21 protein-coding genes are annotated in these 23348 nt (G+C 63.1%); 14 read left to right on the top strand and 7 right to left on the bottom strand.

Features of this window, described 5'->3' with window-relative positions; genetic code table 11:
• Window positions 1-14: 14 nt before the first annotated feature.
• The 4 genes from VLT15_05030 to VLT15_05015 form a co-directional block, all read right to left on the bottom strand.
• On the bottom strand, window positions 15-3077 hold the full coding sequence (locus VLT15_05030; protein HSR44581.1) for an ATP-dependent DNA helicase: 3063 nt from the start codon (window positions 3075-3077) through the stop codon (window positions 15-17).
• Window positions 3074-6073, bottom strand: coding sequence for an ATP-dependent DNA helicase (locus VLT15_05025; protein ID HSR44580.1), 3000 nt, complete (start codon window positions 6071-6073; stop codon window positions 3074-3076). The genes VLT15_05030 and VLT15_05025 overlap by 4 nt, the downstream gene beginning before the upstream one ends.
• 24 nt (window positions 6074-6097) lie before the next feature.
• Window positions 6098-6220, bottom strand: coding sequence for a hypothetical protein (locus tag VLT15_05020; GenBank protein HSR44579.1), 123 nt, complete (start codon window positions 6218-6220; stop codon window positions 6098-6100).
• Window positions 6221-6333: 113 nt separating this feature from the next.
• A complete protein-coding gene (locus VLT15_05015) occupies window positions 6334-7122 on the bottom strand; it encodes a PD-(D/E)XK nuclease family protein (GenBank protein HSR44578.1) in 789 nt (262 codons plus the stop codon).
• A gap of 974 nt (window positions 7123-8096) precedes the next feature.
• Here VLT15_05015 and VLT15_05010 point away from each other — a divergent pair.
• The 4 genes from VLT15_05010 (at window position 8097) to fabI (ending at window position 10319) form a co-directional block, all read left to right on the top strand.
• Complete coding sequence (locus VLT15_05010) at window positions 8097-8699, top strand: PH domain-containing protein (protein ID HSR44577.1); 603 nt, start codon at window positions 8097-8099, stop codon at window positions 8697-8699.
• 115 nt (window positions 8700-8814) lie between these two features.
• Entirely contained in the window at window positions 8815-9093 is a 279-nt protein-coding gene (locus VLT15_05005) for a hypothetical protein (protein HSR44576.1), read from the top strand.
• 67 nt (window positions 9094-9160) lie between these two features.
• Entirely contained in the window at window positions 9161-9529 is a 369-nt protein-coding gene (locus tag VLT15_05000) for a hypothetical protein (GenBank protein HSR44575.1), read from the top strand.
• A gap of 7 nt (window positions 9530-9536) precedes the next feature.
• Window positions 9537-10319, top strand: coding sequence for an enoyl-ACP reductase FabI (fabI, locus tag VLT15_04995; protein HSR44574.1), 783 nt, complete (start codon window positions 9537-9539; stop codon window positions 10317-10319).
• Here fabI and VLT15_04990 read toward each other — a convergent pair.
• Window positions 10289-12136 (bottom strand): ATP-binding protein, encoded by a 1848-nt coding sequence (locus VLT15_04990; protein ID HSR44573.1) that lies wholly within the window; start codon window positions 12134-12136, stop codon window positions 10289-10291. The genes fabI and VLT15_04990 overlap by 31 nt on opposite strands.
• Window positions 12137-12189: 53 nt before the next feature.
• On the opposite strand from VLT15_04990, the gene VLT15_04985 reads away from it, so the two are divergent.
• The 4 genes from VLT15_04985 to VLT15_04970 are packed head-to-tail and all read left to right on the top strand — an operon-like array spanning window position 12190 to window position 15814.
• Complete coding sequence (locus VLT15_04985; protein HSR44572.1) at window positions 12190-12918, top strand: alpha/beta hydrolase; 729 nt, start codon at window positions 12190-12192, stop codon at window positions 12916-12918.
• The gene (gene murF, locus VLT15_04980) at window positions 12915-14432 is read left to right on the top strand and encodes a UDP-N-acetylmuramoyl-tripeptide--D-alanyl-D-alanine ligase (GenBank protein HSR44571.1); all 1518 of its coding nucleotides are present in this window, start codon (window positions 12915-12917) and stop codon (window positions 14430-14432) included. Before VLT15_04985 ends, murF begins: the two co-directional genes overlap by 4 nt.
• 13 nt (window positions 14433-14445) lie before the next feature.
• Window positions 14446-15534 (top strand): hypothetical protein, encoded by a 1089-nt coding sequence (locus tag VLT15_04975; protein ID HSR44570.1) that lies wholly within the window; start codon window positions 14446-14448, stop codon window positions 15532-15534.
• 46 nt (window positions 15535-15580) lie between these two features.
• On the top strand, window positions 15581-15814 hold the full coding sequence (locus VLT15_04970) for an Lrp/AsnC ligand binding domain-containing protein (protein ID HSR44569.1): 234 nt from the start codon (window positions 15581-15583) through the stop codon (window positions 15812-15814).
• A gap of 391 nt (window positions 15815-16205) precedes the next feature.
• Here VLT15_04970 and VLT15_04965 read toward each other — a convergent pair whose 3' ends face one another.
• Entirely contained in the window at window positions 16206-17075 is an 870-nt protein-coding gene (locus VLT15_04965) for an LLM class F420-dependent oxidoreductase (protein HSR44568.1), read from the bottom strand.
• 44 nt (window positions 17076-17119) lie between these two features.
• The gene (locus tag VLT15_04960) at window positions 17120-17986 is read right to left on the bottom strand and encodes a fumarylacetoacetate hydrolase family protein (protein HSR44567.1); all 867 of its coding nucleotides are present in this window, start codon (window positions 17984-17986) and stop codon (window positions 17120-17122) included.
• Window positions 17987-18101: 115 nt separating this feature from the next.
• Here VLT15_04960 and VLT15_04955 point away from each other — a divergent pair, with 115 nt between their 5' ends.
• From VLT15_04955 to VLT15_04930, 6 genes are all read left to right on the top strand, one after another.
• Window positions 18102-19172, top strand: a complete 1071-nt coding sequence (locus VLT15_04955; GenBank protein ID HSR44566.1) for an ABC transporter substrate-binding protein — start codon at window positions 18102-18104, stop codon at window positions 19170-19172.
• A gap of 6 nt (window positions 19173-19178) precedes the next feature.
• Complete coding sequence (locus VLT15_04950; GenBank protein HSR44565.1) at window positions 19179-20012, top strand: ABC transporter ATP-binding protein; 834 nt, start codon at window positions 19179-19181, stop codon at window positions 20010-20012.
• Window positions 20009-20884 (top strand): ABC transporter permease, encoded by an 876-nt coding sequence (locus tag VLT15_04945; protein HSR44564.1) that lies wholly within the window; start codon window positions 20009-20011, stop codon window positions 20882-20884. The genes VLT15_04950 and VLT15_04945 overlap by 4 nt, the downstream gene beginning before the upstream one ends.
• An 18-nt stretch (window positions 20885-20902) precedes the next feature.
• A complete protein-coding gene (locus VLT15_04940; protein ID HSR44563.1) occupies window positions 20903-21745 on the top strand; it encodes a fumarylacetoacetate hydrolase family protein in 843 nt (280 codons plus the stop codon).
• 133 nt (window positions 21746-21878) lie between these two features.
• Window positions 21879-22724 (top strand): NAD(P)-dependent oxidoreductase, encoded by an 846-nt coding sequence (locus VLT15_04935; GenBank protein ID HSR44562.1) that lies wholly within the window; start codon window positions 21879-21881, stop codon window positions 22722-22724.
• A complete protein-coding gene (locus tag VLT15_04930; protein HSR44561.1) occupies window positions 22721-23335 on the top strand; it encodes a hypothetical protein in 615 nt (204 codons plus the stop codon). Before VLT15_04935 ends, VLT15_04930 begins: the two co-directional genes overlap by 4 nt.
• Window positions 23336-23348: the final 13 nt, after the last annotated feature.

The following is a 23348-nucleotide window of genomic DNA, read 5'->3' as shown; positions in this document are numbered from 1 at the left end:
GGGAGATGCGGCAGTCATCGATCCCGATCCGCCAGCCACCTGCTTCCGGGTTCGCAGAATCTGGCGAAGTCGCAATGCCGGCAAGCCGATGAGGGCTCCGCGTTCCATTCCTCCGCCTCGATCCTCCCGATGAGTTTGGTGAGGTGAAGCTTCGCTTCCTCGATCCACCGTTCGTCCGCTCGCTCGCTGACCGTCTCGAGCCCATCACCGAGGTAGGCGAACGTCACGTCGATTACATCAGGTCTATTCACGGTGAACGGAACCTCGGTCGCCGCCAGGGCGTACGCCTCGAGTTGGACGGCCGTGGCGGCGAGCTTGGAGGGTCTCCCGGATTTGAAATCGACGATCTCCCAGTGACCGGGCGCCGGTGAGTACACAGCGTCGATTCGCCCGCGCACGTTCGAAGAACCGATCTTCAGGTCGAACGGTGCTTCGATGAGCACCGGCTTGGACTTGGCGAATCGCGAGGCCAGGAAAGCATCGAAGGGCTTGGTGCCGGCCCGGTCGGTGTCCGGCGGGCCAACGTCGTATGCATCCTCAACGAAGTCGTCGAGTGGCACCTCTCCGCGATGGTGCAACTCGATGCGTCGATGGATCTCGACCCCCCGTCGCGCGGCGCCGGACGGCCGTCTCGGCAGGCGGTCGACCTCGGACCAGTAGAACCGTTGAGGGCAGATCGCATAGGTGACCAGCCCCGTAACGGAGGTAGAAAACGGGTCGGGCTCGTCGAGTTTCGGAGTCTCTGGAATCCTGAACAGCTTGTCCTGGTAATGCTGCACCCGGTCATGGTATGCCTCGGAGACTCCCAACTCGGTTGATCGCCTGTCGGCCCAGGCCGGATCCTCGGTCATCTTGCGCATGGCTGTATCCCAACCCTCGGGAAAGACAGGATCCGGGGCCCCTTCGCCGATCGCCTCGTATTTCAGAGTCTGTGGGCGTTCGCCGGCCTCGTCCGTACCCAGGTCATCGGCGTACCCGGTTGCCAGCTCGAACAGTTCGCTCGGCCGGACAGGTTGCTTGCGGGGTTCGGGCGTTCCGTACCAGTGAGCACCCGACAGGTAGAGCCTCTCTTTTGCCCGGGTAACGGCCACATAGGCTGTTCGCCACTCCTGACGGGAATGCTGCTCCTTGAGGACTGCCTGTCGTTCAGCGACATCCATGGACTCAGTAAGGCGGGGCAGCCGGTCGGCGTCCAGGCGGAGAGAATATGGGAGAACGTGAGCCTTCTCGAACGGGTCCTCGTACGACCGCACTCCCGACGGGAAGTTGTTGTGGTAGAGGCCGGGAACGAATACGACCGGCCACTCCAGTCCTTTGGCCCGGTGAACGGTGAGCAGCGCGACGGCATCCTGGCCGCTCAGCCTGGCCGGGGTCAGTTCCTCGCTGTTGCCGTCCGCCATGACGTCCAGGTATTCGAGGAAGGCGGGAAGGGACGGGCGGCCCTCCAACGGACTCCACTCCTCGGCGAGATCGAGGAATCGGTGGAGGTTCAAGCGAACCGACAATCGGGATTGATCCGGCATCGCTTCGATCTCCTGCCAGGATCCGGTGGCTTGAAGTATCAGCCTGGCCAGCTCCACGAGGCTGGCCCCCTGGGCGTCCTGGAGGAGGCTCCGATACAGCGATCGGAATGCTTCCAAAGCGTTGTAGGCCGCCGACTCGAGCCCGACGATGGAGTCGAGGTTGTCGATGGCTTCCAGCAGTGTGGGTTTGAGAACCTCGTGGCCGGTGAGGCGGGATCGTGCCCAACGTGTGAGCGGCAGGATGTCTGCGAAACCGAGCCGGTAGCGGCTGCCCAGGAGGATGCGCATGAGGGCCGGGCTTGCGGCCGGGTTGTTCAGGATCTTCAGCCAGGCGTGCAGTTCCACGACTTCGGGAATGGCGAGCAGGCCCCCGATGCTCGCCACTTCGGCAGGAATCTGACGTTCCTCGAGGGCCTGTTGTATGAGGGTTATGTCTTTGTTCTTGCGGAACAAGGCGGCCATTTGCCGCCACTCGTAACCTTCGGCTCGCAGGTCGAGCAACGTATCGGCGATGAATTCGGCTTCGTCGATCGCGGTGCGAGTCCAGCGGGTAGCGACAAAGCCGGGGCCGGTCCCGTCGACCGCGACCAGGTTCCTTCCGGTACTCTCGCCCGTTCCTTTCCGAACTGCATTTGCGAGTGCGATCACCCGTTGGCTCGATCGTCTGTTCACCGTCAGAGATAGGGTCCTGGCGGGGGAGCCATCGGTCTGTGGGAAGTGTTCGGGGAACGCGGCGAAGTTCTCCAACGAAGCCCCGCGCCATTCGTAGATGGTCTGGTCCGGATCTCCCACTGCCGTGACCGGGAATCCCTCTCCGAAAATCCTCAACAGGAGCTCGCGCTGGGCCGGGTTTGTGTCCTGGTATTCGTCGAGCAGCACGATCCGATAGCGGGAGCGAATACGAGCTCCGACGTCCGGGTGATCTGCGACAACGTCGTAGGCCAGCCGTACCAGGTCGGAGTAGTCGACGGTTCCCAGGCGTCTCTTCTCCGCTTCGAATCTGGCGACGATTGCAGCCAGTTCACCCCGCTCGTTCCAGGGGTCGCCGGAGCCTTCGGCAGAATGTTCCACCAGGTCTGCTGCGGTCCGGAGATTGTCTCCCAGATCGGATGCGAGCTTTTCCGGCCGGTCGACGATGCCGCGCCAGGTTATGTCGAGGTGTTCATACGACCCCGATTCGATTGAGTCGAACAACAGTTGTCGTGCGAAGGTCGGTGTGATGATCTTCGCGTCGTGCTCCACCCCGGCCAGTGCCCCGAACTCACTCAGTATGAGTGCTGCGAAACCGTGGTAGGTGTGGATCTCGACATCGCGACCCGGTTGAACGGTTCCGTCCAGCATCTCGGCGATTCGCTCACCCAACTCCTGAGCAGCCTTGTTGGTGAACGTGATGCCGAGGATCTGTTCGGGCTGCGCGGCCGACGTCGCAACCAGATGAGCGATCCGCATTGCGAGGGTAGTGGTCTTTCCGGTCCCTGCTCCGGCGGCGATGCGGAGCGGCAATGGGGGGTACTCGACTATTTCGGTCTGCTCGGGCGTCGGGATCAGCTTCATCGCGTGAACGACTCCCGTCCTTCCGGCCATTCGGGGCAAACGGTCCGAACCGGACATCCCGGGCAGGCGGCGCTCACAGTGGGCGTCCAGTTCTCGGCGGCGATCGATCGGCCGATCTCGGCCATCTTTTCCACGACACCGGTCATCTGGGCCGTATCCAGGGCCGACCACCGTTGTTTCCGATTGGCGAGCGGATACCAGAACTCGGCTTCGGTCGGCTCGCCGTGTTCTCGGACCGCAGGGTCGCCCTTTGCAGCGAACAAGTAGAACGCCAGTTGGATGGATACCGCAGCTTCGGCAGCCGGTTTGGGTGAAGCTGTTGTCTTGTAGTCGACGATGCGTACTCCGCCCGAAGGTATTAGTTCGATTCGGTCTGCCCTGCCTCTCCATCGGATACCGTCGATGGTTGCCTCGAGCGGGTGTTCCAAAAGGACGGGCACCGAACCGGGCCTGATCCACGCTTCATACATTCCGACCAGCAGGCGCTCGGCTCGTTTGCGCCAGGCCTCCCGGCGGGCAGCCGGTCCGAAGTCGGTCGACGAGATGAGCTCTCGGAGATGCCCGAGCGCAACATCGACGGAGCCGTGGGCAGCGCCCGCGTCGACCGCCGCGCGTTCAGCTCGTTCGAGAACATCGTGGATGAGCTGTCCGAAGGAAGCGTACGGTCCGGCGTCTCCGGCAGCATCGAGCCGCCGTCCGAGCGCATACTGCCTCGGACAGGTCGCGTAGGTGTCTGCCTGGCTGGGGGAGAGGGTCAGGCCGGAGTCGATGATCCCGGAATCGACCCCGCGCGGCCTCATTCCGGCCAGCTGGTCCACCGGCCGTATCGCCGGATTGGGCCGACGATGGAGGGTTGCTGCCGCCGCCAACCGGCGCGAGGGTGCGGTTGCGGGGTCCACCAGCATACGCCGGAGGTGGGCTTCGGCCTCCGCCGGGGTGACCGGGGCTCTTTCGTTCGAGTCCATCGGGGGTTCCCGCTCAGCCGCCGCATCCATCGGTTCGATACCGATCGCCGAAAGGAATCGGCTGGGCCTCCGGCGCGGGTCTTCACTTCCAGCGTCCGTCGCCGTCCAGACGACCCGGCGGGTTGCCCTGGTCATTGCCGTATATGCGAGCCGCATTTCCTCCTGCAATCTGAACTGCCGTGCCGCGAGCGGGTCTGGATCGTGGTGAGGAGAAAGCAGCCGTGTCTGGAGAATGGAGCGCTGCCTTCGCAGGTCGGGCATGACACCCTCAACTGCGTCGGCGATGAAGACGACTTCGAAACTGAGGCCTTTCGACTGGTGGAGCGTCGTCAGGGTCAACCGGTCGCTCGCGTCGCCGGAGTAGCGGAGCAGTGGAGTCGCCTCGAAGTCTTCCCGCTCGGCCAGGTTGACGTAGCCGGCGAGCGTGAGATGCGGATCGCGAGCCTCCTGGCGGCTGAGGACCTGGGCAAACGCCGACCACGCCGAACGATAATCCGCCCGGTCCTGGTCGTGGACAAGCGCATCGAACTGCGGGAGCGTGTTCCAGAGAACCCAGAACCCGGCGGCGGCCGAGCCCGAAGTCGCCCAGGAGGAGTCGGACAGCAACGCGGCCAGTGCATCGGCTCCCGGAACCGATTCCTCGAGGATTGCCGGCCAGGGCCGGCCGGAACGGAGGCGATGCCGGTATGCCTCTCGCTCGATGCTCAGCGGAACACCGAATAGCGGTCCGAGAAGCAGGCGTCTGATGACCCGGTCGGCGTCGAGGCTACCTCCGGCTGTGTCGTCGGCCTGCGCGGCAAGGACGATATCGAAGATGAGCCTCACGCCGGGATGATCGACGAGCCGGGCATCCGGAAGATCATGTGGGATCGATCGGCGCTCCAGTGCCCGCGACAGTTCCGGAAGGAATCTGCGCTTGGACCTCACCAATACGGCGATGGTCCTGATCGGGAGCCCTTCCTCGATATGGAGGCGTTCGATTTCACCGGCGATCCATTCGGCTTCCTCTGATTGCTGCCGGAACCTGCGGACCTCGACCCGGCCGGAATGCGAGGCTGGGACCACCGGACCCGTCCCACCGGGCAGATCGCCCCCGGCAGTCAGCCGCACGGCAGCCGAGAGGATTTCAGGAGGGACACGGAAGGAGGTGGTCAGGACCAGTCTCGCTGCCGGTGATCCGTCCGGGTTGGTGAACCGTCCCGGAAAATCTGCCACGTTGTGAAGCTCGGCACCCCGAAACGAGTAGACCGATTGATAGGGGTCTGCTGCCACGGTGATGTTGCGGTGGCCTTCCGTCAACCTGGCCAGCATCTCGGACTGGGCGGCCGTGGTGTCCTGGTATTCGTCGACGATCAGGTAGTGGAACTGCTCTGCCACCTGCTCCCGGACACCGGGATCCTGAAGGAGCTCGACGGCGAGCATCTGGAGTGATCCGTAGTCGAGCCTTCCCCTTCTGGTCAACTCCTTTGCGTATCGTTCGAGGAAGTCGGGAAGCGCCCGCCAGTCGTCCCTTCGGCCGGCCAGTGAGCGAAGCTCTGCATCACCGAGCAGATATTCGCGACTTCGCATGATGAAGTCGGCGACCTCTTCTGCGAAAGAAACCGAACCAAGGAGCGGGCGAAACAGAACCGGCCATCGATCGGGTTCTTCCGAAGCGAGTAGTTCTGAGACGAGGGCGACCTGTTCCGGGCCCGTCAGGAGCGAAGGCATCTCTTCCCAGCCAAAGCAATCCCGACCGTGTCGCTCGAGGAGTCGGAAGGCGAGAGAGTGGAATGTCGAGGCAGGGACTTCGGTGGTCGAGCCGCCGGACCGCTTGAGTACCCGGTCCTTGAGATCTGAGGCAGCTCGCCGGGAGAAGGTCAGCATCGCGATACGCTCCGCCGGCACCGAGTGCAGCTCGGTGAGTTCCAGGAAGCGGCGCACGAGAAACTCTGTCTTGCCGGTCCCCGGTCCCGCCACGACTATCTGCGAACCGCCGACCCGTGCGACGGCTTCCGGCCAATCCTCAGGACCAATCCGCCACTCAGACATCTCCACTCGATCCCGAGCGTTCGGCTATGCCGCTAGTGGCCGTTCGCACCGGCACACCGGGCATGCCCGGCTCTCTCCGGTGAACACTTCTTCGGCTTCGATTCCGACCTCTGACAGCATTCGCTGGATGGCTTGTATCTCGTTCATGACACCAACGTATCGGATGGCTGTGACAGAAAAACTCTTCGTAACGGGAGACGGCGTTATCCAAGCTCGTCACGCCGCCGAACGAAGGATCACCGGTAGGTCCGTGCCGGAGATCACGCCTGCCTCGTCGGGACTTCTACTTCCTCGACCGCAAATGCCGGGCATCGATCCTGGAAGGAACACCAGTCGCAGAGTGGTCCGGGGCGGGGAGGGAAGCTGCCCGTGTCGATTGCTCTGTCGATCGCCGCCCACAGTGCTCGTAGCTGCTGTTCCATTCCATTCAGGTGGCCATCGCTGATCGGGAGTCGATAGAGCGTTGGTCCATTGAGATACAACAAGCGGACCTCGACCGGTGATCGGCCCGTCTTGTGTCGAATCAAGAGCGCATAGATCTTCAGTGCGAAGAAAGCCGAGAGAGCGAAACGTTCGGGTGGCGCCTTCCCCGTTTTGTAATCGGTGATGACCAGGTCGCCTTCCGGCAGTTCGTCCATTCGGTCGAGAATCCCGCGAATTGTGATTCCGCCGAGATCCTCGAGCATGTCCATCTCGCGTTCCAGAGGGGCTACCTCGCTCGGGTTCTCGATCGCGAAATAGTTGGCCAGTAGTTCGAGGCTTTCGATTCCCCACGAGCGTTCTTCCTCGTCCGAGGCGAACAGGTCGGCGTACTCGTCGGTTGCCCGTAGATCCGTCCACGCCTTGCGAAAGAGGTCGAAGAGGGCCTCCGGAGTGCGCTGTTCGGGGGAGAAGTCGTACAGGTCCTGCAGGGCCAGGTGGGCCGTCGTCCCGCGAGCCTGATGGACGGTCACGGGCTCCGGGATGCGGTCGATCGAGCGGAACTTGAAGAGCTGCGGACACTGCTTGAAGTCGCTCGCTCTGCTCGGCGACAGGGTTTCTAATGGCATGTCAGGACTATACGGCACGGGAATGACAGAACTGAGATCTGGGTCGCGAAAACTCCAGTTAGGTCGCGAAAAGAACACAGCGCTGTGCCTTGACGCCGTCCGACGCAGGGCGTTATGTTCAAGTTATCGCAGCGCAGGAAACTGCACAGCGAACTGAAGAGACCGAGAGGACTCTTCGGGCCGGCATCGGCGGCAACGCCGGTGAAGGCAGTTTCGGGAAGACCGAGCCTTCGGGCCAGGAGTTCCCGGGACCGGTAGCCCCGAGAGGGTGATGACTTCGGTCAGAGCTTTCTCGGGGTTTTCCGCGTCCGGGGGAGGTGAGTCGCTGATGCTGCTGCCTACCGGTTCGCGGATCGGGTGGCCCGCGAATTCTATTTTTAGGGTCGCGAAATCTAGGTTCGTTCCTGGCTTGCGCTGGGCGGGGACGGCAGATAAGTTCCCGTTCTGCCGGTTTGGGGGAGACCCCGAGACGGCATCGTCCCGGAAGGGTCCGTTTGGGAAACCGAGCGGTTTTGGAAGGGACAACCACTTCGGTGGACTCCTGAAAGGGAGAGGCGGTTCGTAAGGATCGCCCGTTCCGGGAGACCTTCGGGTCGAGCGGGCGACCGGCTGAAGTGTTGGTTTCCTCTTCGGAGGCGACCGGGTTTCTCGGAAACGGGAAGCCACCCTCTCGGAAACGAGAGGCACTTCCTGGAAACGGGTGGTGTCGATCCGAAACGAGAGGCTCCTCGAAAGAGGAGATGTTCGACACCGGACCTTCGGGCCTGGTGGAGGGCACCTGGAGCTGAAAGGCTTTGGGTCTGGAGTAGTGGAAACACTGCTTCGGAACTCGCCTCGGCGCTGGGTCCTTCGGGACTCGAACCGGAGCGGGGTTCGGGAACCCCGAGAGGGTGATGACTTCGGTCAGAGCTTTCTCGGGGTTTTCCGCGTCCGCGGAGGCGGCTCGCGACTCGCAACTCGCGTACTATGTGCCCATGCCATATCCAGAACGCTTGCTGAGTCCCGGGGAAACGGTTCAAGTCGAGTTCCGACCGCACTGGCAGCGAATAATCGTGCCTGCTGTTGTGACGGTCGTCGCGATTGCCGCCGAGGTGGCCGTCGCCGTCCTGCTCGAGGACGTCGCCAGGTGGATGTCCATCGCCGCGCTGGCACTCGTCTGGCTCGTCATTGCGCTGCCGCGTTACCTGGATTGGTGGTTCACCCGCTACATCATCACGACCGAGCGCTTGATAGCCCGATCCGGAGTTCTCGCCCGTCGCGGAAAGGAGATCCCGCTCGAGGTGATCAACGACGTTGCCTTCTCCCAGTCGATTCTGGAGCGGCTGGTCCGGTCGGGAGATCTCTTGATCGAGTCGGCGGGAGAGCACGGGCAGAGCCGTTTCACCGACATCCCGCGCCCCGAGGACGTCCAGTCTGTGATCTACCAACTCCGGGAAAAGCGCACGGTCGAGCTCGAAGGCGGCAGAGGAGGAGGAGCGGCCGGGCAACTGGAGGCACTCGCTCGTCTTCACAAGGACGGCATCCTGACCGACGAGGAGTTCGCGGCCAAGAAGCAGAAGCTCCTCGACGAGATCTGATCTGCAGCGGGCAGAGATTCGAGCGCACTAGCCATTCATCGGAAGGCGCGGATAACCTGTCGCGAATCGTTGCGGGCCGGTAACATATGGGTCAGTCGGTCATCGGGAGGGCGAGATGTTCGAAGCTGTTGAATTCGTCGAAATCGAAGAGGTTGTCGGCCGCCCAAACCCGACTCCGAGCGAGCGAGTCATCGGCACCTTCACCGACGAACGAGAAGCTGTCGCCGCCGGCCGACTCGCCAAACAGGACTTCCACGCGGCCGGGCGATCCGAGTATGCCTGGTGGGTTGTTCGAAGTCCGGGAGCCCAACTGGCGAACTGGATAGCGGATTCCTCCAACAACCAGGAGTTCGTTCTCGATTTGCGCACCGGCCAGCTGGTCGAAGTCGACTGAGCAGAAGCGCGACGCTCGCCGGCGGCCGTCAGCAGGTAAGGTCCCTCCGACCATTGAGAGGAGGAGCGTGACCGAGTTCCACGGTATCGGTGCCTGGATCGCGATCGGATTGACCGGGGCGACCGGGATATGGGGTCTCTTTCTTGCCGCTATCAAGCGCCAACCAGGACCGTTGTTCAAGCGGGCCTCGCTTGTGGCGGTCGCGGTGATGCTCGCGCAAGGTGCAGTCGGTTTGGTGCTCTTCGCCGGCGAGGGCGAACCGGGGTCGGGACACCTCTTCTACGGAATGATCATCGCCGCGACGGTGGCGTTTGCCTACATATATCGCGCCGAGATCGAGAAACGTGCTGCTCTGGCCTGGGGGTTGCTCCTGCTGTTTCTGATGGGTGCCGGCTTCCGCGCAGTCGCCAATATCGGCACGGACTTTGGTGGATAGGAGAGGCATGCTGCTAGAGGGAAAGAAACTCGTCATTACCGGAGTCGTAACCGATACGTCAATCGCCTGGCATGCAGCGCGCATTGCTCAGGAAGAGGGAGCCGAGATCGTGCTGACGGGCTTCGGACGCGGTATGCGATTGACGGAACGAGCTTCCAAGCGCCTTCCCAAGGCTGCCGATGTTCTCGAACTCGACATAAACGACCAGTCGCATATGGATGCGCTTGCCGCCGATCTCCACTCACGTTGGGGTGTCGTCGACGGAGCGCTTCACGCCATTGCGTTCGCACCGCAGGATGCGCTTGGCGGCAACTTCCTCAACACGCCTGTGGAGAGTGCCGTTACGGCTTTTCGTACCTCAGCCTTCTCTTACAAGACACTGGCGGTGGGTCTGGCACCGCTGATGAGGTCGGCCGGCGGGGGAGCTCTGGTCGCTCTGGATTTCGACAATTCGCAGGCATGGCCGATCTACGACTGGATGGGTGTTGCGAAGTCAGCACTCCAGTCCGTAACCCGCTACCTGGCCCGCGACCTCGGCGCCGACAGGATCCGTGTCAATGCTGTTTCGGCCGGTCCGTTGTCAACGATCGCTGCCAAGTCGATACCCGGATTCCAGTCTCTCGAGAAAGCCTGGCAGCAGCGATCGCCCATCGAGTGGGATTCATCGGATCCGACTCCGGTCGCGCAGATGGTGGCGCTGCTCCTCTCCGATTGGACGCCGATGACGACGGGGGAGGTCGTTCACGTCGATGGCGGCTTTCATTCCGTGGCGGCGGGGCTCCGGGAGTAATCCAGTTCCCCGTGGTCCGAAGAACGCGGTACCGACCGGGGGCGGAGCGGCAAATCGACGACGAAGGTCGCCCCTCCGCCCGGCGTCTCCTCGAGACGCACCGATCCACCCATCGATTCGGCCAGACCCTTGACAATGGCCAGACCCAGCCCGGTCCCGCTGCGTGATCTCGTCGCCGCCGGCTCCAGTTGGGTGAAGGGTTCGAACACCTTGGCGCGCATGTCGGGTGAGATCCCGGGACCATGGTCGACGACGCTGATTTCAATCCGATCAGCTGCGACTACGGCGGAGAGTTCGATGGGGGCGCCGGGCGCATACTTCAGTGCGTTCTGGACCAGATTGATGACTACCCGTCCGAGGTGATCCGGATCGACCCTCAGACTGATCGAACCGGCGACCCGAAGGGCGACGTGCTCGGGTGCCTCGGGGATCTCCTCGATGACACCCCTTATGAAGGGTTCGAGGTCTATCTCGGCCGGGTGCTGGGGCAGGGCCTGGTTGTCGATGCGGGAGGTCATCAGCAGGTTCTCGATCAGGAGGCGGAGGCGAGCTGCCTGATTGCGGGCCGAGTCGAGCAAGCTGAGTGCGCTGCTGCTCTGAGGAGCGAGTTCGGGTCTGGCAATTGTGTCGAGCGAGCCGATGATGCTTGTCAGCGGGGTCCGCAACTCATGCGATACGACCGAAACGAAATCAGATTTGAGTTGGGCGAGTTCCTCCATCCGGCGGCCGGTTTCGGCCGCCTCCTCGAAGCGGCCGAGGTGGGCGAGAACCAGTGCGGCAGGGGCCGACAGAGAGGTGAGAACTTCGAGGTCCTCGTCTGTGAACGGCGCTCCGTCCGTGCGGTCCGCCACCATCATGACCCCCATCGTCCGGTTCTCTACCTTGAGCGGGACCGCGAGGGCGTGCTCGACGCCGAGCTCGTTCAGAAGGTGGTTGGCAGTGTTGGCGTCGCTCTGGCCGAACCGGCGCGCCTGTCCGGACACGAACGTTTGCTCTATGTCGCCTCTTCGCCGCAGAGGGAGTAGGTAGCCGTTCACTTCCAGGGTATGCCCCGCCGCCCAGATGGGGCTCACCACTTCAAGAGCGGCCCGGTCTCGATCGTGAAGCAATACGACCCCGACTTCGGCCTGGAGGTGGGTGGCTATCTTGCCGACGAGCTCGGGAAGAACCCGCGTCAGCGAATCGCCGGCGGCCAGCGTTCGAGATACCTCATAGAGGCGCTCGAGGTCTCGCTCCCTGGCTTCGAGTTCTTGCTGTCTCCGGATTCCGACGCCAATCTCCCGACGCAGCTCGTTTGTGATAGCGGCGGTGGCTATCGCAACGACGACCAGGGTGATTGTCGGGACCACTATGTCTTCGGCGGTCGGCAGGCGATCGAAGGCGGCCCGGGCGATGAAGTTCGTTGCGATCAGTACCAATGCCGTCACCAGCGGAACGACCCAGTGAGAGAGTGCCGCCATGAGCGCCACTACGCCGAAATAGCCGATGAGAACGAACGAAGCGAAGGCCGGGATGGTCGCCATGATGCTCATCGCAGACCCGATTGTGATCACGCCCAGTATCAGCAGCAGGTCTCCGGAGCCGCGGCGGAGCGTCAGCTCCCAGTTGGGGATGGCCAGCGCCGCGAGAACCACCGCGATTGCCGCCAACGGAGCCCATGCGCGTATGTCCCCGATTTCCCCGATCCGCCAAGAGGCGAACAGAAACCCGGCGAGCATGAGCCATCCGGCGCGAAGAGCGAGTTTGACGACCCGGCCCCTGGAGGCAGCCATCGCCGCTCTCGTCGAGCGCAGTTCGTTGATTGAAGGGATGGTCACGACGGTCAGGGTAATCTCCGCGCCATGACCGATCTCGGATCGTCGGGCTTCCGATGACGCTACGTGCCTATGGAGCTCTCTTCGGCGTGCGGCACGGAGAAGGCCCGCTGCAAGTTCTCGCACTGCACGGATGGGGACGAACGCGGGCCGATTTCGATGGTCTGTTGCAGGGTTATGAGGCGATTGCGCTCGATCTTCCCGGCTTTGGTGCGTCACCGGCTCCCGAGCATCCGGTCGGAGCTGCCGGATATGCAGGGCTGATCGAGGACGTGCTCGGTGAGTTCGACGCGCCGCCGGTCGTTGTCGGACATTCGTTCGGTGGCCGGGTCGCGGTGGCTCTGGCGGCCGCGCTCCCCGATGCTGTTTCCGGCCTCGTACTGGTCGGCGTGCCCCTGGTTCGCCGGGAGCGCCCTGCCGCGAGCATTCCGTGGCGATATCGTCTGATTCGGAGCGCCCGCAAGGCAGGCCTCATTTCGGATGAGCGGCTGGAGCGGGCCCGTCGCCGGTTCGGTTCCGCCGACTATCGAGCAGCGACCGGGGTCATGCGCGACGTACTGGTCAAGGTCGTCAACGAGAGCTATGAGAGCGAACTGGCACGTCTCACGTGTCCCGTGAGACTGGTGTGGGGCGCGGATGATGCCGCAGTGCCGCCGGCGGTGGCCAGAAGCGCGGTCGACGCCATTGCCGATGTGACCCTCGACGTGGTCGCCGGTGCCGGCCATGACGTCCACCTCTCTCATCCCGATCGGTTGAGGGCTGCCATCGACGGACTGCTGAAGTGACGTGGGCGCTGCTCCTGCTGGGCCTCGCCGCCGCGGTTCCTGCCTCGCTCAGATTCTTGCGGGTTGCCCAGCGTGAGCACTACATCGCGGGATCGAGTATGCGCTTTGCCGTTCGCTGGTGGGCAGGAACAGGTCTCGGGAACCTGGCTCTGGTCCTCGCCGGCATCGCCGGATTGGCCGGCTCGCCCTGGTGGGACTGGTTGGCGGTTTTCCCGGTCGCGGCAGGCGCGCTGGGACCGCTCGGGTTGGGTCTACGCGGCACCACGGCGCCGCTTCGCTGGACGGGTCGCCTCCGCCGCCTCGCCTTCGTCACCGGCCTGCTGACGCTGATCGTGGCCGCCGCCGGGGCGGCTTCGGGTCGCGCGGCGGTCGCCGGGGCCGTGTCGGCCTTCCTGATGCCGATTCTGGTTGATCTGGCTCTTGCTGCGGCGACTCCTATCGAAGCCGTTCTCGGCAAGCGCTGGATCGAGCAGGCCGGGAGCAAGCTGGTGTCGATCGGTCCACGGGTCCTGGCGATCACCGGCTCGTATGGCAAGACCACGACCAAGGAGTACGCCAGGCTGCTGTTGGACAGCGGTTTTCAGACCGTTGTGAGCCCGGCGAGCTTCAACAACGCCATGGGTTTGGCCCGCACCATCAACGAGCATCTCACCCCCGGCACTGAGGTTTTCGTGGCGGAGATGGGGACCTACGGTCCGGGAGAAATCGCCGCGCTGTGTTCGTGGATTCCTCCGGAAGTCGGCGTTATCACCGCGATCGGGCCCGTCCACCTCGAGCGTTTCGGGTCCCTGGAGCGAACATTGCAAGCGAAAGCGGAGATCGTCGCAGGAGCGCGGGTTGCGGTGCTCAACATCGACGACGAGCTATTGGCCGGGCTGGCGGATCGGCTGGCAGGTGAACGTCGGGTGATCAGATGTTCCGCGAAGGACTCGAGCGCCGATGTCTGTGTGCGGGAGGAGGCCGGAAGACAGGAGGTCTGGATCGGTGGGGCTTTCGTGACCGCTCTTGATCCACCGCCGGCATTTGCAACCAATGTGGCCTGCGCGATCGGGGCCGCCGTGGCTCTTGGATTCGATCAGAACTCGATCGCTTCCTCTCTGGTCCGAGCCGGCCGGCCGGCACATCGTCAGACCGTGTCGCAGAGCGAACTCGGGTTCACGATCATCGACGACACCTACAACTCGAACCCGGCCGGCGCGAAGGCAGGATTGGCGATGCTGGGGGAGTTGGGGTCCGGTGCGCGACGGGTGCTGGTGACTCCGGGCATGGTGGAGCTCGGGGCGGCCCAGGCGAAAGCGAATACGGAGATGGCGGCACACGCGGCAGGGATCGCCACGGACATCCTCATCGTGGGTCGCACCAACCGTCGGGCGTTGCTGCGCGGTACCGCCGGAGGTGCTGCATCCGTTATCGTGGTCGATTCCCGATCGCAAGCAGTCGAATGGGTGCGTACACACCTCGGTCTGGGGGATGTCGTTCTCTACGAGAACGACTTGCCGGACCACTACCCGTAATGAGGAGCAAGCCATGAGCAGACCGGCCGTCTTGTTTGGTGGACCTTCGCCGGAACACGACATCAGCATTCTGACCGGCCTGCAGGCAGCACGAACGTTGACCGGGGCGGGGATGGCAGTGGACGCTATCTACTGGTCCAAGGCCGCCGATTGGCACCTGGTCGATGCGGGTATGGAAGCCGCAGACTTCGCGGACGGGGTCCCGGTCAAGGCAAGGCAGCTCCGGTTCGAGGCTGCTCCGGGAGGGGGGTTCTTCCTCAAGAAGAAGGCGCTGGCGCCTTCGGCCGTCGTCAACTGTTGTCACGGAGGCCCGGGTGAGGATGGGACCCTTCAGGGTGCGCTAGACCTCGCCGGGATCCGGTACACCGGTCCAGACGCGGCCGGTTCGGTCCTCGGGATGGACAAGTTCGCTTTTGGAGCGGTGGTGGCGGCGGCCGGGCTGCCGACACTGCCCCGGGCGCTCGTCGGTCCGGGTCGAGCCCCGGCTTTCGACGGTCCCTATATTGCCAAGCCGCGCTTCGGTGGCTCGTCCATCGGTATAGAGGTAGTGGAAGACTGGGCAACTGCTCAGGCGCTGTCGGCATCGTCTTCGCACATGCGAAGGGGGGCAGTCGTCGAGCCGTTCTTGCCCGACAGCAGGGACCTCAACATCTCGGTTCGTACATTCCCGCAGTTCGAGCTCTCCCCGATCGAAGCGCCGATTCGACCGGATGACACGGCACGCATCTACGACTACCGGCAGAAGTACCTCTCCGGCGGCGGGCTCGACGGTTCCGCCCGTGAGATCCCCGCTGACATTCCGGCCGAGTTGGCTGAGTCGATCCGTTCGATGTCGGCCGTCGTCGCCGGCCTGGTCCGCACTCGATCTGTGGCTCGGATCGATTTCCTCCAAGACGGCGACAAGCTCTATGTGAACGAGATAAACACCATTCCGGGCAGTCTCTCTGCATACCTGTGGGCAGAAGCAGGAGTGAGCCGGATCCGGCTCCTGCGCGACATGCTGACGGAAGCAGAACAGTCACCGGCTGTCGCCTTCACGACCGCCGGAGCCGACGGGGTCGCATTGCGGAGTGCGTCTTCGATTTCATCCAAACTTGGTTGATCACGGATGGTATTCTCCGAAGCAACCCAGACAGAAGGAGGGGTCCGTGGTTCTAGCGTACGTGCTGATCCAGACCGAGGTCGGCAAAGCAGCCTCGGTAGCCGAGGAAGCGCGCAAGATTCCGGGTGTCGAATCCGCAGATGACGTGACCGGCCCATATGACGTTGTCGTCAGGGCATCTGCCGGCGATGTCGACCAACTCGGGAAACTCGTTGTAGCACGCATTCAGGCCATCGAAGGGATCACCCGGACGCTCACCTGTCCGGTGGTGAACCTCTAGCCGGCATCAGTTTCCAGCGCAGGGCCCGGGTTCGCCCGGGCCCTCGGTGTGATTGGGGTCTGGTCGGTCGGGGAGGACGGCATTCACGTGTAGGTGAGTACCCCTTCCGCATGCATCGCCCGCCCTCCGGGACGACCAACTCGTCATCGGACCACCGTGGTTGAGAGTCCTGATGAACGAGGGTGTCCCTTCGATGCGCCTTGCCGCCAAGGCGGTGATAATCGACCGGGGCGAGATTCTGCTCACTCGCAATCTCCATCCAGACGACAGGAACGGCGAGTTCTTTGCGGCGTGGCACGTCGGCTTCGTTCCCGGACGCCAAGTCAGGAGCGAAGCACCATGCCTGTGCTGCGGCGACTCCACGATGGTGGGGATGACCAATCGGCCTGTGTCATACCTGCTGCAACGCCTCCGCCAGCGGCTGCACCATTCCGGGGTCGAACGGTGCCCTCAGGCTGAAGACCGCCATGTCCAGACCGGTCTCGAACAATCGTGCAGCCTGGTCGGCCAGGGCATTCGGATCCGCATCGGCGGGGGTGAAGACGTGGGCGCTGCGCGTAATCTCGTCGGCGTCGCGTCCCACGGCCTCACAGTGTGAGAGGAGAACGTCGTTCTTGTGGCTCCAGGCATCGGGCTCGATCCTCAGTGCATCCCAGATGTCGGCCCACTTCGCAACGGTCCTCAGGGTCCGGCGTTCCCCGCCGCCGCCGATGGCGATCGGCGGACGCGGGCTCTGCGGGCCTTTCGGCTCGCAGTGGGCATCGGTGAACGTGTAATAGTCGCCTTCGAAGTCGAGGGAACGGTCCGACAACAAGCGAGCGATTACCTCCACCCCCTCCTCGAATCGATCCATACGCTCCTTGATGGTTCCGAGCTCGAGACCGTAGGCGTCGACCTCGGTCTGAAACCAGCCGGCGCCGAGCCCGAGATTGAGACGACCACCGGACACGATATCGAGCGTCGCCGCCATCTTGGCGGTGACGGCCGGATGCCGGAAGTGCATGCCGTGCACCATCGTTCCCACCCGGATCCGGGAGGTGGCACGGGCGAGCGCCGTGAGAGTGACCCATGCTTCGAGGCAGGGGCCATGAGGGTCACCGGCGATGGGGTAGAGGTGGTCAAAGACCCAGGCCGACTCGAACAGGTCTATCTGATCTGCTTCCTTCCACACGGCCAGCGTGTCGTCCCAGCTCACATGCTGTGGGGGAGTCTTGATGGCGAATCGTCCCATGATCATGACCTCTCTGTGATTCGGATGCATCCCACCCTATGCGCCCGCGGGAACGAACGATCGCGGACGAGGGCTTATTCGACTGGATTACGGAGCGTGCCGATGCCATCGATGGAGATCTCGACGACATCGCCTCCGGCCAGGTAGCGCGGGGGGTCGAATCCGATTCCGACGCCCAGACCGGTTCCGGTAGCGATGACATCTCCCGGTTCCAGCGTCATGACGGACGACAGGGTGACGATGAGCGACTCGGTATCGAAGATCAGCGCCGAGATGGGGGCCTCCTGACGGAGTTCACCGTTCACACGCGTACGCATCCAGGATGAACGGATATCCGGGAGTTCGTCGCGGGTGGTTATGCACGGACCCATGGGGCAGAACGTGTCGGGGCTCTTTCCGATGAACCACTGGACGTGGCGCTTCTGAAGGTCCCGGGCGGTTACGTCGTTGACGATCGTCCATCCGAACACGCACGAGAGAGCATCATCCTCAGACACGTTTTTCGCGCGGCGACCGATGACCACAGCCATCTCGCCCTCGTAGTCGGTCGTTCCGGTGGGGTCGTTGGCGAGGACGATCGGCTCGTCCTGCCCTATCACCGAGGTAGGTGACTTGGTGAAGACGACCGGATTGTCGGGAATCATCTGCTTTTCCGAGGCGTCGAATCCGGAATCCGAGAACTCCTTCGCGTGATCGCGGTAGTTCCGGCCGACCGCGATGACGTTCTTTCTCATTTGCAGCGGGGCGAGTATCCGGACCGTCGACAGGGGCCGTCGGGGGCCTTGCCGGACTGCTTCCAGGGCGGATTCGAGCGACCACCCGGCAATAGCATCGACCATGTCCGTGGGGACGAGTCCGGTGGAACTGAGATCGACGACCTCGTCGCCAACGATGGCTCCGACCGCTCGCGCCCCGGCATGTTCATAGGAAATCAGTCTCATCTCCAAGCATCCTACATCGCATATGATGTAGGATGTTGGGCGTGGCAGAGCAGATCGACCGTCTACGACTGCCCAAATGGGAAACTCATGGCGAAAGCCTGACTTGGAGGTAAGGATGTTTCGCAAGCGTTCACTGACCGTTGTGCTCATCGTGCTGGCTCTGGTGGTGGCCGCATGCGGGGGCTCCGACGACACGTCCACAACCGGGGCAGGAGACACCGCCACAACGGCCGCCGCAGCCGACTTGACCGAAGTCACCGTTCTGGCGCCGAATCCTTCCGCGGTGATCTGGTTCCAGCTGTGCTCTGCCATTTATCAGGGATTCCTCGAGGAGGAGGGCATCGACGCCTCGTTCGAAGCCGTTGACGGATCAGGCGCGGTCCTGCAAGCTATGGCCGCCGGCCAGGCGGAGTTCGGCATTCCCGGACCCGGACCGGTGCTCGCCGCCCGGGCAGAGGGTGGAGACGCCGTTGCCATTTACAACGGGTTCGCCCAGGCACTCTTCGGACTAGTGGTACTCGAGGACTCCGACTACAAGGTGCCGGCCGATCTGAAAGGCACCGACGGACCGACGGTCATCGGAGTGGGAACCGCAGAAGGCTCGGAAGTCACTTTCGTGCGCCCGATCCTCGTCGCAGCCGGTCTCGAAGAGGGCGTCGATTTCGAGTTCCTACCCGTCGGAGACGGCGGCCCGGCCACGGCAGCCTTTGAGCGCGGTGAAATCGAAGCCTACGCCGCCGCAGTGCCCGACATGGCCATCATTGAAGCTCGCGGATTGCCGTTGCTCGAGATCACTCCTCCGGAGTACAAGACCGTGTTCGGAAACGGATACGCAACGACCCAGCAGCTGATCGACTCCGATCCCGATCTGGTTCAGGGTTTCGTCAACGGACTGGTCAAGGGTGCCCTCTTTGCCGAGGCCAACCCGGATGCCGCAGAGGCCGACTGTGCCAAGATGAACCCGGAAGAGGCAACCGATCCCGAGCTTGCTCGAGCGCTGCTGGATCTGACTCTCGTGGTCAGCAAACCGCTGGGTGGGCTGCCGTGGGGCACGTATGATCCGCAGGCATGGGCCGACTGGGGGCAGAGTCTCGTCGACGACGGCACGCTCGCCGAACTGCCCGACGTCAGCTCCGCCTTCACGAATGAGTACGTTGAGAAGGCTCACGCGAACGCCGGTAGCTGATTCAGGATGATCGAATCAACCGATTCGGTTGATCGGGCGGGACAGGAGTCCCGCCCGATCAACGATGAAGTCGTCAGGATCACCAAACTCAACAAGACGTTTCACAAACGCGGCTTGAAGGCCCTCGACAATGTCGATGTCACTCTTCGCCACGGCACTTTCACCAGTGTCATCGGCCCCAGCGGCTGCGGGAAGTCGACCCTCCTGAAGATCATGGCCGGGCTGATACCGGCGACCTCCGGGGAGATCCTGCTCAACGGCGAGCCGGTTACCGGCCCCCGCCAGGACATCGGGATCATGTTCCAGCAGCCGACGCTGCTGCCCTGGCGGACATCGCTCGACAATGTGCTGTTGCCGATCGAGATCAGATCGGGCGCGGCGGAGGCGAAAGCGAGATCCGAAGATGCTCTCAACCTACTGGAGCTGGTAGGACTCAAGGGATTCGACGAGGTGCGTCCGTTCGAGCTGTCGGGGGGAATGGCGCAGAGAGTCGCCATTTGCCGGATGCTCGTAACCGGGCCGGCGATACTGCTGCTCGACGAGCCTTTCGGTGCGCTTGACGAGTTGACCCGTGAGTACATGAACGTCGAGTTGCAGCGGATTTGCCTGGAGCGTGAAGCCACTTCATTCATGGTCACGCATGCGATTCCCGAGGCGGTTTTCCTGGCCGACCAGGTGTTCGTCATGTCCGCCCGTCCCGGGCGGATCGACACCATCGTGGAAGTGGACCTCCCACGCCCGCGCACACTCGACATGATGACCACCCCGGAGTTTGGTGCATTGGTGCGGAAGGTCCGTGCGAGTCTCGACATGGGCATGAACGGCGGAGGCCTGGCATGAGTCAGAAGACTGAAATACTCGGCGCTCCCAGCGAGATGTCCGACGCAGAGGAACTCTGGTATTCGGGCAAGTGGATCGACCGGGTGCCCCAGTGGGTTTCGATCACCGTTTTGGGGTTCGCCATGATGGGAATCTGGTGGCTGGTCTCCGGCCAGATGCCGGAGCGCACCAAGATACTCTTCCCCGGACCGGTTGATATGTTCGAGGAACTGTGGGATACGACCAAGAACATCTTTACCGGTGGGCATGTCGCCGAAGGACTCTGGATCACCTCCCAGGAGGTGATTTGGGGATTTCTGTCTGCTGCGACCCTCGGCTTCCTTCTCGGGGTAGTCGTCGGCGAAACCCGGTTGGGGCGGCGAGCGGTCATGCCCTACCTGGTTTCGTTCAACGCACTTCCGAAGGTCGCTTTCGCCCCGGTTTTCGTGGCCTGGTTCGGGTTTGGCGTCAACTCGAAGATTGTCATGGCGGCGTTCATCGCTTTCTTCCCCGTGATTGTCGATACGGCGGCCGGTCTGGCGGCGGTTGAGTCGGAATCCCTGATGCTGTTCCAATCGATGGACTCGACCAGATGGCAAACGTTGCGCAAGTTGAAACTGCCTTCCGCATTGCCGTTCATCTTCGCCGGCCTCAAGACTGCCGCGGTGTTCTCTGTGGTCGGGGCGGTGGTCGGTGAATACCTGGGTGGGGGCCATGGATTGGGTGAGCTGATTCGCTTCAGCGCGCAAACGTTGAGGATTGACCGTGTATTCGCCCTGATCGTCTATCTCGGGATAATCGGCCTTCTCTTGTTCGGCCTCGTGGCCTGGACCGAGAGGAAGCTGCTGTTCTGGCACAAGTCGGAGATCTTCGAGATCCAGGGAACAGGCTGATCCGAAAGGAATAGAACCATGAAAATTGCTCGAATAGCCGGGCCTTCCGGCCCTGCCTATGCAGTCCGGTGTGGAGACGATTCATGGCTCGACCTCGGGTCTTTGGGAATCGATGTGGCTACCACGCCGGAACTGGTAGCTGCGGCAGAGGCTCTTGCTGCGCTGGACGTCGCGGCGCTCGGAGGAGGTGCCGTCGATCCTGTGTTCCTTGCTCCGGTCGTCGCGCCGGGCAAGTTGATGGCGATCGGTCTCAACTACTCGGATCACATACGCGAGACCAACTCGAAACCGCCGGTGAACCCGATCCTGTTCATGAAGGCCAACACTTCACTGACGGGTCCGACCGATGACATAGTCGTCGACGCACAGATGACCGCCATGGCCGACTATGAGACCGAGCTAACCGCGATCATCGGAACCCGCACCAAAGGCATCGCCAAGGGCGAAGCCCTTCGGTCGGTCTTCGGCTACACCGTGGCGAACGACGTGACGGCGCGAGATTGCATGAAGTCCGACGGTCAGCTGGTCCGATCGAAGAGCTTCGATACCTATTGTCCAATCGGGCCGTGGATCACCACGGCCGACGAAGTGCCGGATCCTCAGGCGCTCGGCATAAGGACCCTGGTCAATGGGGAAGTTCGACAAGACTCCTCCACCAGCGAGATGCTGTTCCCCGTCGATCACCTGATCCATTTCCTCGCCAGGGGCATGACACTCGAGCCCGGAGATGTGCTGTTGACCGGGACTCCGCACGGCGTCGGTTTCGTCATGGATCCGCCTCGTTTCCTCCGGCCCGGTGACGTGGTCGAATGCGAGGTGGAGGGCCTGGGAAGGCTTCGCAACCGGGTGGTTGCTCCGTAGGTCCGGCAGCGCGGTCCGCCGCCGGTCGGGTGAAGTTGGAGATAGGCTCGGGAGCACAGGCTCGGCAACCCGAGGCTCTTCGCCGGGGCACCGGCCGACGTTGTTGCCCGGCCGCTACTGAAGGAGACTTGGCATGGATGTTGGATTCATGGGACTAGGCGCGATGGGACGGCCGATGGCCGCCAACCTCGCTCGATCGGGGCATCGTGTGTTCGCCTGGAACCGATCGCCGGTCGAGGCGCCCGACGGCGTCGACCTCGTCGATTCCCCGAAGGCCGTCGCCGAGCATTCCGGAGTGGCGTTTGTGATGGTTTCGGCCGCCGATGCAGTCGAGGAGGTCGTGTTTGGAGATGGCGGGTGGGCAAGCGGAGCAAGACCGGGATCGGTCTTGATCCAGTCTTCCACTGTTGGACCAGCTGCTGCCGAGGGCCTCGCCGAACGCGTGGTCGGGGCCGGGTTCGAGTTTCTCGACGCGCCGGTCAGCGGTTCTGTGAAGCCTGCCGAGAACGCGCAGCTCACGATCCTCGGCGGCGGAGACCAGGCGTTGTTCGACCGATACCAGAGCCTGTTCGACGCGATAGCGAAACGGACGGTGGTGTTCGGCCCGATCGGCAGCGGATCGGTCGCGAAGCTGGGTGTGAACGGCTTTCTGGTTTCCGTGATCGCCGCCGCAGCCGAGAGCCTGTCGTGGGTTCGCGAACGCGAGCCCAATCTGGATATCCCGACCTTCGCTTCCGTCATCGAGCGGATCTCCCCCCTCGCCGCCGCCCGAGCCGACTCCATAGCCGGTGACGCACCTTCCGGGGGATTCTCGCTTCGTCAGGCTGCGAAAGACATGGAACTGGTCGGCGAGGAGTTCGGGCCGGGTGGTGTCGTGGAGGCCGTCCGAGAACTAACTCGGGCCGGGTTGGAGCTCGGTTTCGGCGATCTCGATGTTTCCTGTCTCGGTGCAGTCGTGCGCAGCAGGGAGAACGATTGACTCCGCCGGACGGCTTCGATCCCGACGCGTGGATCGGGATTGCCACTGCCAACCTCTCAGATGTCGTTGGTCGGATGGGCGCGATGGACGGCGGCATACGGCGCCTGAGCGGCAAGCGGCTCGCCGGTCCGGCTCACACAGTCACCACGGGCATCGGAGACTCGTCGACCATCCACAGAGCGCTGGTGGAGGCAAGGCCCGGATCCGTCCTCGTCGTGGACGCGCAGGGGGGCACAGCCCGGGCGGTTTGGGGCGCGGTCATGACCGTGGCGGCGATCGAGCGGGGATTAGTCGGTGTGGTCATAGACGGCGCCGTTCGAGACATCGACGAAATCTCCTCGTTGGAGTTTCCGGTCTTCGCCAGGGCGACTTGCCCGGCAGGCCCTCACAAAGGATTCCGGGGCGCTCACGGTGTTCCGATCCAGTGTGGAGGTGTCGTGGTCAACCCCGGCGACATGGTCGTCGGGGACGCCGATGGAGTCACAGTCGTTCCGGTCCAAGACACGGCGGAGGCGTTGAGTGCGGTCGAACGTTTGGCAGCCCAGGAGCGAAACTGGATGGCCCGTATCCGGTCCGGAGAATCGACGGTTGAGATCCTCGGGCTGAATTAGGACGGCCGCGGCA

The sequence above is a fragment of the Acidimicrobiia bacterium genome (assembly GCA_035471805.1).
Classification (GTDB): domain Bacteria; phylum Actinomycetota; class Acidimicrobiia; order Spongiisociales; family JAHEDJ01; genus JAHEDJ01.
Note: the sequence above shows the minus strand (reverse complement) of the source record. Positions and strands in the feature narration are given on the sequence as shown.